Raw genomic sequence first — 12,558 nt, 5'->3', positions numbered from 1 at the left:
GCTGTCGGTGACCCCCTTCCAGCCGAACTCCGGCGTGGTGGTCTTGCCCAGCAGCACGGCACCGGCCTCGCGCATCCGCGCGGTAAATGGCGCGTCGACGCGCCATGGGCCGTCGGGTGACGTCGTCATCGAGCCCTTGCGGGTCGGCATGCCTGCGGTGAGTGTCAGGTCCTTGATCGTGCTGGGCACGCCATCCAGCGGCCCTATCGGATCGCCGCGTTGCCAACGGGATTCCGAGGCCCGCGCCGCCGCCAGCGCACCGTCGTGGTCGACATGACAGAGCGCATTGACGCTCGGATTGTGGCGCTCGATTCGTGCCAGGCAGTCCTGGGTCAATTCCACCGGCGAGAGCTCGCCCCGCTCGAACAGCTTCAGCGCTTCGAGGGCGGTCAGATCGGCCAGCTCGGTCGTGGTTACATCGCGCATGCCGTTGTCCTCGTCGCGGCTCATGTCGCCGCCCCGGCCGCAGGCCCAGCCAGATTCAGCGTCGCGTGCAGCAATACGTTGGCGCCGGCGGTGACATCGTCCGGCGTGGCGTACTCGCTTTCGTTGTGACTGATCCCCTTTTCACAGGGAATGAAGATCATTGCCGTCGGCGCGATATCACTGATGAATACGGCGTCGTGGCCGGCGCCGCTGACGATATCGCGATGTGCGTAGCCGTTGGCCTGGGCACCCTGACGCACGGCCGCGATGCAATCGGCAGCGAAATGCTGCGGCGGATAATCGGCGGTGGGCGCGATCTCGATGGAAAGTCCGGTGTCGCGGGCGATGGCATCCAGCGTCTGGCGAAACTCGGTGACGATCGCTTCCAGCACCTCGCCCTCGCTGTGCCGGAAGTCGACGCTCAGCGTCACCTGGCCGGGGATCACGTTGCGCGAATTGGGCAGCAGCTGAAACGCCCCCACCGTCCCGCGGCCGTCGGGCTGGTGTGCCAGCGCGATCCGGTTGACTGCTTCGACCACCCGGGTCGCGCCCAGCAGCGCATCCTGGCGCAGATGCATCGGCGTCGAACCGGAGTGAGCCGCCACGCCGGTCACCGTGACATCGAACCACTTCAGCCCCAGCGCCCCGGTGACTACGCCAATGGCCTTGCCCTCGTCCTCGAGGATCGGCCCCTGCTCGATATGCGCTTCGAGATAGGCGGCAATCTTGCCGGGGCGATTGGCATCGTCACCCACGTAACCAATCGCCTCGAGCGCTTCGCCCGCGGTGATGCCGTCGACATCCGTTCGCGACAGGGCATCTTCCAGAGTGAGCTGACCGGCGAACACGCCGGAGCCCATCATGCAGGGAGCGAAGCGGCAGCCCTCTTCGTTGGTCCAGGAAACCAGCTCGATCGGCCGTTCGGTCTCGATGCCGCTGGCGTTGAGCGTTCGAATGACCTCCAGCGCCGCCAGCACACCGAAGCAACCGTCGTACTTGCCCCCGGTGGGCTGCGTGTCGATATGGCTGCCGATCACGACCGGGTCGGCGGCGTTGTCTCTTCCATCCCGGCGAGCGAAGAGGTTGCCGACGGCGTCGAAGCGCACGGTCAGGCCTTCGGCCTCGCACCAGCGGATCAGCAGTTCGCGGCCTTCGCGATCGAGCTCGGTCAGCGCCTGGCGATTGCAGCCCCCCTTGGGGGTCGCACCGATCACGGCCAGCTCCATCAAGGTCTGCCAGAGGCGTTCGCCATCGATGGCGGGGATATTGAGGTCAGAGGAAAGCGTCGCAGTCATGGCATTGTCCTTGTTCTTGAAATGAAACGTTCTCGAAATGGAGCGGTGACGAGATGAACGTCGCCACCGCCGTTGTCGTCAGGATCGAGAGGAAGCCGAATCGAGGCTGGAAAGCAGGCTGACCACTTCCTCCCGATCGACCAGCATCTGGCCTGCCACCTCCGCCTCCAGCGCCCCATTCGGGCAGGTCGCCGAATCCCTGAGCTACGGCTCCCAGGCTGCGTTCAGCCGCGCTTTCAAGCGCGCCACAGACACCGGGCGCGGTACGTTACAAGCCTCTCGACGATGCCGTTTCCATTCCATGATGGCGTCGCCACGCCGCAGGGGAGCCCGATTCAAAGCGTTGCCAGACGCGCCTGAGCTGCCGGTCCTCGCCAAACCCCGACGCCTCGGCAATTCGCGTCAGGCTCCACCGGGTCTCGTGCATGAGTTGGCGGGCCAACTGCAGCCGCAACCGCGCCAGATAATCGTTCAGCGACATTCCGGTCAGCTCGATGAAACGCCGTCGCAGGTGGCGCTCGCTCATCGCGGCCTGATGCGCCATCTCCTTCAGCGACCAGGACCGATCCAACTGCGCTGCGAGCGCATCCTGCAAACGATGAATACGCGCATCGACATGGTTGCGCCCTTCCAGCCAGATGCCGAGCTGTGGCTCGTGACCGCTACGTCGCCAGTAGAGCACCAGATCGCGCGCCACCTGTTGGACCAGACGATCCCCCAGCAAGCGTTCCAACCAGTAAAGCATGGTATCGATGCCGGTTGAGATACCCGCACTGGTCAGGCAGTTGCCATCCTCGGTAAAGATGCAGTCACCCCTTACCCGGGCCTTTGGCGCGAGCTGGCGAAGTTCGTCGAGCAAGCCGTGATGAGTGGTGCAGCGGCGATCATCGAGCAGTCCGGCCTGCCCCAGCAACAGCGCGCCGGAGCATACCGCCATCAGCGTTCGACACGCCTGTGCCTGGATACGCAACCAATCGATGGCATCCTGCTTAGCCGCGAAATCCGTTGTGGCTCGGTACTGACCCGGAAGGACCAGCAGATCGAGCGGAAGCGGAATATCGGGCAAGGGTTCTATGCCGGAAAGTGTCAACGGTCCCAGCCAAGCCAGCGTCTCCTGAGGTCCGAAGAAGCGTAACCGCAATGGCGCGCCGAACTGGATGGCGCTTAGCAGCACCTGCAACGGGCCGGCCAGATCCAGCGGTACTTGGCCAGGCAGCATCAATACTCCGATCTGCAACGGCCGGTCATTGAGATACATCGCCAAGCCATTCCCGTTTCAATGTTTCGACTCCGACGATACGAGCAAAACGCCCTTCCAATACAAGTTCGGTACGAGCCCGAATCTCCTCGGCGCTCCATTTCCGGCCCGCACTCACCATGGGGAACGTCAATGTGGCCTCGCTGACAAAGTCGAGGTCCGCTCCGACTCGAGCGGTAGTCTCGCAACACTGCTCGGTCCGGATGCCGCTGATGATCAGGCGGTTGATGCCAGCAAGCCGTAACCAGCGCTCAAGCCCCGTGTCGGTAAAGGCATTGTGCGCACGCTTGTGGAAAGTGACGTCTGTCTCGTCTTCGAATCCTTCTAGCGGACGAATCAGGCCATTGATTGGATCGAAGGGCGAAGCACTGCTCGGCGATTCGTGGAAGATGCGCACCAAAGGTATGCCCTTTTCACGGGTCAGATCGAGCAACTCGCGCTGGTACGGTCTCCAGGCCGCAGCGAGCGTCTCTACCCGATATTCCTTGGCAGGAAACGAAGACTGGACGTCGATCAATAACAGGGCTGTGGTAGCCATCTGGCACGTCCCTCATCACATGGTGAAGCCGCCATGCTATTGCCTGTCAGACATCGTCGCGAGGACCGATTCGGCAGACAAACCGGACTTTTCCGGCCATTTTAGCGGCAAAAGGAGAGATCGGCTGCATCGACATCACCAGCAGATCGAGGTCTTGTTGAAATTCGGCCTATGTGCAGTCATCGACGCCCGCTGCTCCTGGGCATTGAGCAGTCGATCAACGTAAGCGCCTTGCCATGCTCGACGACGTCGCACTGCCGGTCTCGCCAGCCCATCAATGGCCAGAGCAGTGAGCAGAAATGAGTGGAGAGAAATCGATGGCTGGAAGGGCGATCTCAAGTTCCAAGCGTCAACTCCACGCCAGGCAAACGGCGCCCACCGTTTGTACCCTGGTGATATGGCTTCTAGATTTTATGTTGTGGAGACGGAACGCTACCTCGATCCACGACGAATCTCGGACGAATTTCGCAAGGAGTCAACGATATGGAAATCCTGATTCACAACGACGGCATGGATGCCGACGAGTTTCATCAGCTTGCCGGCGGCGAGACCGGAACGACGTTGCGCAAGACGGCCAAGGATTACCTGGGGCGGGAGAACCTGTCCGAAAATCAGGTGAAAGAGATCAAGCGCAAAGGGGGAGACGAGTACGAGGCGCTGATCCGCAGGATGACCGAACATGCGCTCAACGTGATCAACCTGCCGTTGAACAGTGCGATCACCCTCGAGATCGATTTCGACGGTGGCATCAAGGACTGACGCCGATTTCCGGCATCGCGATGCGCGGGCAGTCGCTCTTGGATAGACTGATACGACTGCCCGCCAAGTCGGAGCCGAACCATGCCACGTTTCCCTAGATCCCCTTCCCCCCTCGAGCACGACGACACCATCGCGCTGCCCGAAGGGTTGCCCGCGAACGATGTCCACGCCTCACGACAGGCCGAAGCCCATCAGACCTCCTACAGCGACGAGCGCTTCTGGCGCAAGCTGGCCCGCTTCGGCAAGCGCGCCGGACGCGAGGTCGCACTCAAGGCGCTGCAGCTCTATTTCGTGCTCAAGCGTCCCGACGTGCCGCTCTGGGCCAAGTCGACGGTCATCGGGGCGCTCGGCTATTTCATCTCGCCACTGGATGCGATTCCCGACTTCATCGCCGGAGTCGGCTACACCGACGATGCCAGCGTACTGGCCGCCGCCCTGGCAGCCGTGTGGATCTACATCGACGAGGAGGTCAAGCGTCAGGCGGAGTCCACCCTGGCACGCTGGTGGCCGGACGACCAGGCCTCCTGAAACCGTTGCTGTCGCCGAATCGAGGGGGCAGCGGTTTTTTTGTACACAAAAAAGCTCTAGAGTCGTTCTCCAAGGAGAGACAACAACAATAGACCGCGGAGTATTCGATGAGTCAGGACAACACCTCGGCGCCTCGCCGGTTGGGGAAAGAGAGCCGTCGTCACGCCGGTACCGGCAGTGATCGCCTACGCGACGTCGACTATCTCCCGCCGCTGCGAAAGGCCATTCCCCTGGGTATACAACACGTGCTGGCGATGTTCGTCAGCAATGCCGCGGTGCCGCTGATCATTGCCGGTGCGGCGGGCCTTTCCGGCGCGGATACGGTGTTTCTGGTACAGATGGCGATGTTCGTGGCGGGGATCGCCACGCTGGTCCAGACGCTGGGCATCGGGCCGCTGGGCGCCCGCCTGCCGATCGTCATGGGCACCAGTTTCGGATTCGTTCCGGTGATGATTCCGATCGCCACCGCCCAGGGCCTGCCGGCGGTCTTCGGCGGCGCACTGATCGGCGGCCTGGCCATGGCCGTGGTAGGGCTCTGCTACAAACGCCTGAGCGTCTTCTTTCCGCCGGTGGTCTCCGGCACCTTCGTCCTGCTGATCGGTATCCTGCTGCTGCCGGTGGGGTTCGCCTACGTCGGCGGCGGCGTCGGCGCCGAGGACTTCGGAGCACCGCATCATCTGTTGCTGGCGGCGCTGGTGTTCGCCGTTACCGTCGCGTTTCACCAGTTCTGCCGCGGCTTCCTCTCCGAGGCGGCCGTGCTGATCGGCATCCTGGTCGGCTGCGTGGCGGCGGCCCCAATGGGGCTGCTCGATTTCTCCCCCGTCGCCGAAGCCGGCTGGTTCCAGCTTCCGATACCGTTCGAGATCGGCCTTGCCTTCGATCCGGCGGCGATCCTGGCGATCACGCTGATGGCCGTGGTCACCTGCGCCGAATCGATCGGCGACATCTCGGGAACGGCGATCGGCGGCGCCGAGCGCGAGCCGACCGCGAGGGAGCTGTCCGGCGGGGTCATGGCCGACGGCCTCTCGAGCAGCTTTGCCGCACTATTCGGCGCCTTCCCGCAGATCAGCTTCAGCCAGAACGTCGGCCTGGTAGCCCTCACCGGCGTCGCCAGTCGCTTCGTCGTCGCCATCGGCGGCGGGTTTCTCGTCCTGGCGGGGCTGGTGCCCAAGCTGGGCGCGCTGGTATCGGCGATCCCGGCGGCTGCATTGGGCGGGGCGGTGATCATCATGTTCGGGATGATCGCCAGCGCCGGCGTCAAGATGCTCTCCCATGCCGCCTTCAACAAGCTCAACATGCTGATCGTCGGCATCTCCCTGGCACTGGCGATCGGCCTGCCGGCCCAGAGCGGACTCTACCAGGGCGCACCGCAACAGATCGGCGTGCTGCTGGAGTCGGGCCTGATTCCCGGCGCACTGGCTTCGATCCTTCTCAATCTGATTCTGCCCAGGGCGGACGACGAGACCGCAGCGGCGGATCCTCCCGGGACCTGAGCCGCATCGCCCTGCGGGCTTCAGCGGGGACTTGGCGATTTCATCCGCGATAAGGACAATCGCTCCCCGGACGGGCTACCCTGAACTGGATCTGGCTAATTCGGCAGCAAGGAGCATGCCATGGGTATCTACTGCCTGACCTTCGACAGGCCGCTGGGGAGGATGGATCGTCATCGCCTGGAGTCGATGCTCCGGAGATTCGAATCCATCGCGCTGTTTCGCACGACGTGGCTGATCGAATCGACCGATCCGGTAGAGTTTCTACGCTCCCGGTTGAGTCGGGCATTCGGCAAGCAGACCCGCTTCTTCATCACCCGGTTGAGCGAACCCTGGTGCACCGACGGCATCGGGCCCGTGGGCAAATGGCTGAGCGACCCCAGCCGCCAGTGGTAGGCGATCAGGCCTTGGCCGCTTCCAGTACGCCCTGGGTATCCTTGGCCAGCTTGCAGCGAACCAGCGCGGCCATCAGCCTGGGGTAATCCTCGCGCGACACCTTGTCGGCGAGCTTCGCCGCATCGGCCTTGAGCCCCAGCTTGTCGGCGGCGGAGAGCGCTGCCTTGTCGGCGTAGGGATAGCATTCATCCCATGCCGTCTGGATCTCGCGCAGGAAGATATCGGCACCGGTGCCGCCGATTCCCTTGAACGCCTTGAGCCGCTTGCGCAGGGCTTTCGGGCTGCCCGCCGCCGCCTCTCGCAGCTTGCGCAGGTCACCTGCGTAGGTGTCCAGCAGTTCGGCGTTCATGTCGGCCAGTTGCGTGGCCGTCTTCTCGTCGACGCGAGCGTAGCCGGCTTCGTTGAGTACTCGCGCCCGGCTTGCCCAGTCGCTCGCCTGCAGCTTCCGCGGCGTCGTCCAGCCAGCGGCGGCCATTGCCCTGGCGCCGCGCATCGCCAGATCGGCGCTGATCGGCGCGCTGGTCAGCAGCGAGTAGCAGAGCAGGCGGAACAGCGGCGACGGCGTGTTCTTGCGCAGGTCGACACCGAGTTCGCTGGCAAAGGTTCGGCCGTGACGCTGCATCAGCGCCTCGATGATCCGTTTCTGACTGGCCATGATGGCTCCTCGAAGCAGTACCAGCTCTCAACATGGCAGCAACGGGTCCGCTGTCAAATCGGCAGGTGACGCATCCGATCGCGCCAGGCGCGAGAGGCGGCCTTGAGATGCCTCCCCTGCCACCGCATATTGCCCATTCGCCAGCGTTCTGCAATGGAGTCCCATGTCTTTCGACACCACCGCCCACAACCGCCGGATGACCTACTTCGACAATCACGAGTCGGTATGGCTGTTTGGCTACGGCTCGCTGATCTGGAAGGCGGATTTCGACTATCTGGAGCGCCGGCCGGCATCGATTCGCGGCTGGACGCGTCGTTTCTGGCAGGGCTCCCATGACCACCGCGGCACGCCGGAAGCGCCGGGAAGAGTGGTAACCCTGGTACCGGACGACGACGCCGTCTGCCACGGCATGGCCTACCGCATCCCGCCCCGGGTGTTCGAGCCGCTGGATGTTCGCGAGAAGAACGGCTACCTGCGCGTGGTGACCGAGATGACCTTCGAGGACACGCCCTCGGCCGGCAGCGAACGGGTCGAGGGCGTCGTCTATCTGGCGGGGGAGGATAACGCGGCCTATCTCGGTCCCGCCGATGAAGCGGCCATCGCGCGCCAGATCGCCGAATCCCACGGTCCCAGCGGTCCCAATCGCGACTATCTGCTCAATCTGGCCGCCGCGTTGCGCGAGCTGGGGTTCGAGGACGCCCATGTGTTCGCCCTGGAGCGCGCGCTGCTGGCCGACTGATCCTGGCGCGAGCCGTCTACCGCCCGGGTCAATGGCCGCCACCGGATCGGAGCTTCTTGATCAGCAGGACCACGCCGAGCACGAGCGCGCCGACCAGGAGACCGAAACCGAAATTCAACAGCATCGGTGTCAGCGGCTGAACGATCGCCCCGACGCCGGGAATGTCGCCGGGGACTTCGGCGATATCCTCGATACCGTGATGAATGAAGGGTATGCCGTGGGTCAGGATACCGCCGCCGACGAGGAACATCGCGATGGTGCCGACGATCGACAGCAGCTTCATCAGATAGGGCGCCGCCCACAGGATGGCGCGACCGGTCGATTGGGCGAGCTGGGTCGCACGCTCGGTGAGATAGACCCCAAGATCGTCGAGCTTGACGATGCCCGCCACCAGGCCATAGACCGCCGCGGTGATGGCAACGGCGATGATCGCCAGTACCGCGACCTGCTGCATGAAGCTGGCGCTGGCCACCGAGCCGAGCGTGATGGCGATGATTTCCGCCGAGAGGATGAAGTCGGTACGGACCGCGCCCTTGATCTTGTCCTTCTCGAACGCCAGGCGTTCCTCTTTCGACTTCAACTGCGCGGCAGCTCGAACGTCTTGCTTGCTCGCCTCTGCCCCACCGTGAAGAAACTTGTGGGCCAGCTTTTCCGCCCCTTCGTAACAGAGAAACGTACCACCCACCATCAGCAGCGGCGTAATCAACCAGGGCGCTATCACGCTGATCAGCAGCGCCGCCGGCACCAGGATCAGCTTGTTGCGCAGCGACCCTTTTGCCACCGCCCACACGACCGGCAGCTCGCGGTTGGCACGGACGCCGGTGACCTGCTGGGCGTTGAGCGCCAGATCGTCACCCAATACCCCTGCCGTTTTCTTGGCGGCGACCTTGGTCATGAGAGAAACGTCGTCGAGCAACGTGGCGATATCGTCGAGTAATGTCAGTAAGCTGCCTGCGGCCACGGGTCTTCCCCTCTCGATCCATCAAAACGGCTGGAAAACGCCAAGCGTAGTGGAAATTCTCACGATGACGTGATGATTTCCGCCAACGCTCGCTGCAAGGGCTCGGCAGACTCCGGCCTGACGCAGCGGGCGACCTCTTCGCCATCACGCAGGAAGATCAGCGTCGGCCAGAGCTTGACCCGAAAGGCGCGGCCCAGCGGTCGCCCCTTGCCATCCTCGACCTTGAAGTGCGGCAGATCATCGAGCCCTTCGAGCGCCTTCGCGATCAGCGGCTGGGCGGCCTGACACCAGGGGCACCAGGGGGCGCCGAATTCGACGACTGCCGGGCCGCGAATGTCGTAAAGCGAACTGCGGCTGGGCTCATCGGTCGTGTAGTCGCTCGTCATCCTCGCTCCTTGAACGTGATTGTCTCGTCCTTTCGACAATGTAGCGGTAAACCACGACGTAGAAGTAAACAACGACCTGGCGGTAAACGACAAAACCCTCGTCGATAGCGTGGGCTTGTCGGGACAGTGCCGAAGCGTCGACCGGAAGATGGCACCAACCGGCGATATCGGTATTCAGAAGGATCTCAGTGGCGTCTCGTCTGGCGGCGTCTCAATCGATGTCGAGGCGTTTCAGTCCGCGGGAAAACGCCTGCCAGCGCTCGACATAGTGCGCTGCCGACGCTTTCAGCCCCTCGACCGCCTTATCATCCAGCGTACGCACGGCTTTCGCCGGTGCGCCCACGATCAGCGAGTTGTCGGGAAAGGATTTGCCCTCGGTCACCAACGCATTGGCGCCGATCAGACAGTTGTTGCCGATCTGGGCGCCATTGAGCACGGTGGCCCCCATGCCGACCAAGGTGTTGTCGCCCAGGGTGCAGCCGTGCAGGATCGCGTGATGACCGACGGTACAGCCACGGCCGACGCGCAGCACGAAACCGGGATCGGTATGCAGCATGCAGCCTTCCTGGATATTGCTGCCTGCGCCGATCACTATCTGCTCGTTATCGCCGCGGATCACCACGTTGAACCAGATCCCCACATCCTCTTCGAGCTCGACCTGACCGATGACGTGAGCACTGGGCGCGACCCAGTAGCGATTCCGGTCCGGCAGATTCGGCACCGCATCGAAATAGGCGTAGACAGGCATGGACTCGGCTCCGGTCGGAAAGTGAGCTTCATCCTCGCCCGCAGAGGTATCCTCTGCCAGCCGACTTTAGCCCCAAGGATCCGCCTCCGTTGTGCAGATGACGAGGGTTCCGCACGTCACGGCGAGCCGGTCCCGATACGAAGAGGCCCCGGCGTCGTATCGACGCCGGGGCCCCCTGGTCACGCGCGATGCTCGCTCGTGGCTTTTTACTTCACCACTTCACCGCTTCATTACCTCACCACGGACGCCTGCCCGTCATCTTCAGGCGGACTCGTCGTCCTGCTTGCTCTCGCTGGTAACGGAGGTGGTGACATTGCTACCGCTATAGGAATTCTGGTGCTGGCTAGCTTCGCTCTCCGCTGCCATGGAAAACGGCAATACGGCGGAGACAACGATAGCGGCCAACATCGAAAACAGCTTGTTGAACGCTTTCATGACCACTCCTTCGGCAATAGGGCGCCCTGCGACGTTTTGTCGCGACGCCTTATTAGCATGCTAAACGAATAGTCTTCAGTCAAGCACAAAATGGTCGAACCGCTCGCATCGCCGTCTGCCGGTCAACGTCCCACCCACGCCTCGATACCCAATGCCTGGGGAAGGGAACGGAGGCGTTCCGTCAACAGGCGGGCATCTGCCGAGCGACAGCCACTGTCGTGCTCCAGCACCGCCACTTCGCCATCGCCGTTCGTCCAGGTCACGGTGTAATGGGACATATCCGTCGCCCGCGGGCCGCAGGTGGGGGTTTCCACCGTCATCCCCATGGCCGGTTGCCAAGCGGCGAGCCGATCCAGGACCCGGGTGAAACGTTCTGGATCATTGGCGCGAACCCGTTCGCCCTCGATGGCGGTGAACTGCTCACCGACGAATCGCGTCGTACCCGCGTCGTCGAGCTCGACCTGATAGACCGGGCAAGTGCCGTGGCAGGGCCCGACCCGGTACCGGATCTCGGTCACGCGCGAGCCGGAAGCCGTCGGCTCCGAGGTGGGATGAGCGCTCTGCTGGGCGCAGCCCGCGGTCAGCGAAGCCGCCAACGCGAGCGTGAGAAAACTTACCGACTGACGCCTCATGAGAGTCCTCGACGTGTGAGGGATTCGGGCCGTTCATCCGGGCGCGGTGACCCGGTATGTCGATGCTTCGAAACCGATGCCGCAAGCAGTGCGCGGGCCGGCGATATCCTACCCTCTCCCGAGGGCTGGCGTCGCCGATTCCTTTCAATGTTGTAAAAATCCGCCGATGCAGGACAACTACCCGTTTTTGAACGATAAATAGAGGTAAATGTGGCCAGTGCCCTCGCGCTGCCTCTGTCATAATCATGGCACTAACGCCGCGACCTCATTAAACTGTCGTCCTAGTCGCGTTCGCGCCTGTCCGTATCCATCAGACAGAGAACCTTCATGAAATTGCGTCACGGCATGACATTCGTCTCCAGCCTGCAGACCCAGACTGGCGCCGAATCCGGCGAGACCCAAAACGTCGACGTCGTTCTCATCGGCGGCGGCACAATGAGCGCCACCCTGGGAACCCTGCTCCAGTCACTACAGCCCGACTGGACCATCCACCTCTACGAGCGCCTGGACAAGGCTGCCGAAGAGAGCTCCAACGTCTGGAACAATGCCGGCACCGGCCACTCGGCCTTTGCCGAGATGAACTACACCTCGCCGCAGCCCGACGGCAGCGTCGACATCAAGCGCGCCATCGGCATTACCGAGCAGTTCGAGGTGTCACGCCAGTTCTGGGCCAGCCAGGTGCGTGAAGGCGTGCTGGCCAACCCGCGCTCCTTCATCAACACCGTGCCGCACCTGAGCTTCGTCTGGAGCGGCGAGCGCGTGTCATTCCTGAAGACGCGCTTCGAGGCGATGCGGGAAAGCCCGCTCTACGCCGGCATGGAGTACTCCGAGGATCCGCAGAAGATCTCGGAATGGATCCCGCTGGTCATGACGGGGCGCGATACCGACGAACCCGTAGCCGCGACCCGCATGCCCATCGGCACCGAGGTCAACTTCGGCGAGATCACCCGCCAGATGATGAACTCGCTGGCCCGCCGCGATAACTTCCACCTCTCCGTCAATACTCAGGTGCGCGACCTCAAGCGCAACGCGGACGGCAGCTGGAAAGTCACCGTGGCCAACACCAGCGATGGCGAGAACGAGCGCAGCGTCAATGCACGTTTCGTGTTCATCGGTGCCGGGGGCGCGGCGCTGCCGCTGCTGCAGAAATCCGGCATCCCTGAAGCCCGGATGTACGGGGGGTTCCCGGTCGGCGGCCAGTTCCTCTACACCACCAATCCGGAAGTGGTCGCCAAGCACGACGCCAAGGTCTACGGGCTGGCGCCCGCCGGCTCGCCCCCGATGTCGGGACCGCACACCGACAAGCGCATCC

At 63.2% G+C, this 12,558-nt stretch carries 16 protein-coding genes; 6 read left to right on the top strand and 10 right to left on the bottom strand.

Features of this window, described 5'->3' with window-relative positions; translation table 11 throughout:
* From Q0602_RS05730 to Q0602_RS05715, 4 genes are all read right to left on the bottom strand, one after another.
* Positions 1–450 (bottom strand): amidase family protein (locus Q0602_RS05730; protein WP_298840165.1); only part of this gene is annotated, 450 nt, incomplete at its 3' end.
* On the bottom strand, positions 447–1,721 hold the full coding sequence (locus Q0602_RS05725; protein ID WP_298840162.1) for a Zn-dependent hydrolase: 1,275 nt from the start codon (positions 1,719–1,721) through the stop codon (positions 447–449). The genes Q0602_RS05725 and Q0602_RS05730, both read right to left, overlap by 4 nt.
* Before the next feature lie 268 nt (positions 1,722–1,989).
* Positions 1,990–2,979 carry a GlxA family transcriptional regulator gene (locus Q0602_RS05720; protein ID WP_298840160.1) on the bottom strand — a complete coding sequence of 330 codons (990 nt, stop codon included), beginning with the start codon at positions 2,977–2,979 and terminating at the stop codon, positions 1,990–1,992.
* A complete protein-coding gene (locus Q0602_RS05715) occupies positions 2,966–3,517 on the bottom strand; it encodes an isochorismatase family protein (protein WP_298840157.1) in 552 nt (183 codons plus the stop codon). The genes Q0602_RS05720 and Q0602_RS05715 overlap by 14 nt, the downstream gene beginning before the upstream one ends.
* Positions 3,518–4,000: 483 nt before the next feature.
* Here Q0602_RS05715 and Q0602_RS05710 point away from each other — a divergent pair, with 483 nt between their 5' ends.
* The 4 genes from Q0602_RS05710 (at position 4,001) to Q0602_RS05695 (ending at position 6,690) form a co-directional block, all read left to right on the top strand.
* Positions 4,001–4,276: a hypothetical protein gene (locus tag Q0602_RS05710; RefSeq protein WP_298840154.1), complete on the top strand. Its 276-nt coding sequence runs from the start codon at positions 4,001–4,003 to the stop codon at positions 4,274–4,276.
* Positions 4,277–4,357: 81 nt separating this feature from the next.
* On the top strand, positions 4,358–4,804 hold the full coding sequence (locus tag Q0602_RS05705; protein ID WP_298840151.1) for a YkvA family protein: 447 nt from the start codon (positions 4,358–4,360) through the stop codon (positions 4,802–4,804).
* A 107-nt stretch (positions 4,805–4,911) separates the two neighbouring features.
* On the top strand, positions 4,912–6,297 hold the full coding sequence (locus Q0602_RS05700; protein WP_298840148.1) for a nucleobase:cation symporter-2 family protein: 1,386 nt from the start codon (positions 4,912–4,914) through the stop codon (positions 6,295–6,297).
* 120 nt (positions 6,298–6,417) lie between these two features.
* Positions 6,418–6,690: a hypothetical protein gene (locus tag Q0602_RS05695; RefSeq protein WP_298840145.1), complete on the top strand. Its 273-nt coding sequence runs from the start codon at positions 6,418–6,420 to the stop codon at positions 6,688–6,690.
* Positions 6,691–6,694: 4 nt separating this feature from the next.
* On the opposite strand, the gene Q0602_RS05690 is transcribed toward Q0602_RS05695, so the two are convergent.
* Positions 6,695–7,345 carry a hypothetical protein gene (locus tag Q0602_RS05690; RefSeq protein ID WP_298840142.1) on the bottom strand — a complete coding sequence of 217 codons (651 nt, stop codon included), beginning with the start codon at positions 7,343–7,345 and terminating at the stop codon, positions 6,695–6,697.
* A 163-nt stretch (positions 7,346–7,508) separates the two neighbouring features.
* On the opposite strand from Q0602_RS05690, the gene Q0602_RS05685 reads away from it, so the two are divergent.
* Positions 7,509–8,084, top strand: a complete 576-nt coding sequence (locus Q0602_RS05685) for a gamma-glutamylcyclotransferase (RefSeq protein WP_149435430.1) — start codon at positions 7,509–7,511, stop codon at positions 8,082–8,084.
* A 28-nt stretch (positions 8,085–8,112) separates the two neighbouring features.
* Here the strand turns inward: Q0602_RS05685 and Q0602_RS05680 are convergent, their stop codons facing one another.
* From Q0602_RS05680 to Q0602_RS05660, 5 genes are all read right to left on the bottom strand, one after another.
* The gene (locus tag Q0602_RS05680; RefSeq protein ID WP_298840135.1) at positions 8,113–9,045 is read right to left on the bottom strand and encodes a DUF808 domain-containing protein; all 933 of its coding nucleotides are present in this window, start codon (positions 9,043–9,045) and stop codon (positions 8,113–8,115) included.
* Positions 9,046–9,104: 59 nt separating this feature from the next.
* Positions 9,105–9,431, bottom strand: a complete 327-nt coding sequence (locus tag Q0602_RS05675) for a thioredoxin family protein (protein WP_298840133.1) — start codon at positions 9,429–9,431, stop codon at positions 9,105–9,107.
* A gap of 211 nt (positions 9,432–9,642) precedes the next feature.
* The gene (locus tag Q0602_RS05670) at positions 9,643–10,179 is read right to left on the bottom strand and encodes a gamma carbonic anhydrase family protein (RefSeq protein WP_298840131.1); all 537 of its coding nucleotides are present in this window, start codon (positions 10,177–10,179) and stop codon (positions 9,643–9,645) included.
* A 261-nt stretch (positions 10,180–10,440) separates the two neighbouring features.
* Positions 10,441–10,614, bottom strand: a complete 174-nt coding sequence (locus Q0602_RS05665; RefSeq protein WP_295038727.1) for a hypothetical protein — start codon at positions 10,612–10,614, stop codon at positions 10,441–10,443.
* A gap of 122 nt (positions 10,615–10,736) precedes the next feature.
* On the bottom strand, positions 10,737–11,246 hold the full coding sequence (locus tag Q0602_RS05660; RefSeq protein ID WP_298840125.1) for a DUF6438 domain-containing protein: 510 nt from the start codon (positions 11,244–11,246) through the stop codon (positions 10,737–10,739).
* Positions 11,247–11,573: 327 nt separating this feature from the next.
* Between Q0602_RS05660 and Q0602_RS05655 the strand changes: the two genes are divergently transcribed.
* Positions 11,574–12,558 (top strand): malate:quinone oxidoreductase (locus tag Q0602_RS05655; protein WP_298840122.1); only part of this gene is annotated, 985 nt, incomplete at its 3' end.

This window comes from uncultured Salinicola sp. (genome assembly GCF_937921195.1).
Lineage (GTDB): Bacteria > Pseudomonadota > Gammaproteobacteria > Pseudomonadales > Halomonadaceae > Salinicola.
Note: the sequence above shows the minus strand (reverse complement) of the source record. Positions and strands in the feature narration are given on the sequence as shown.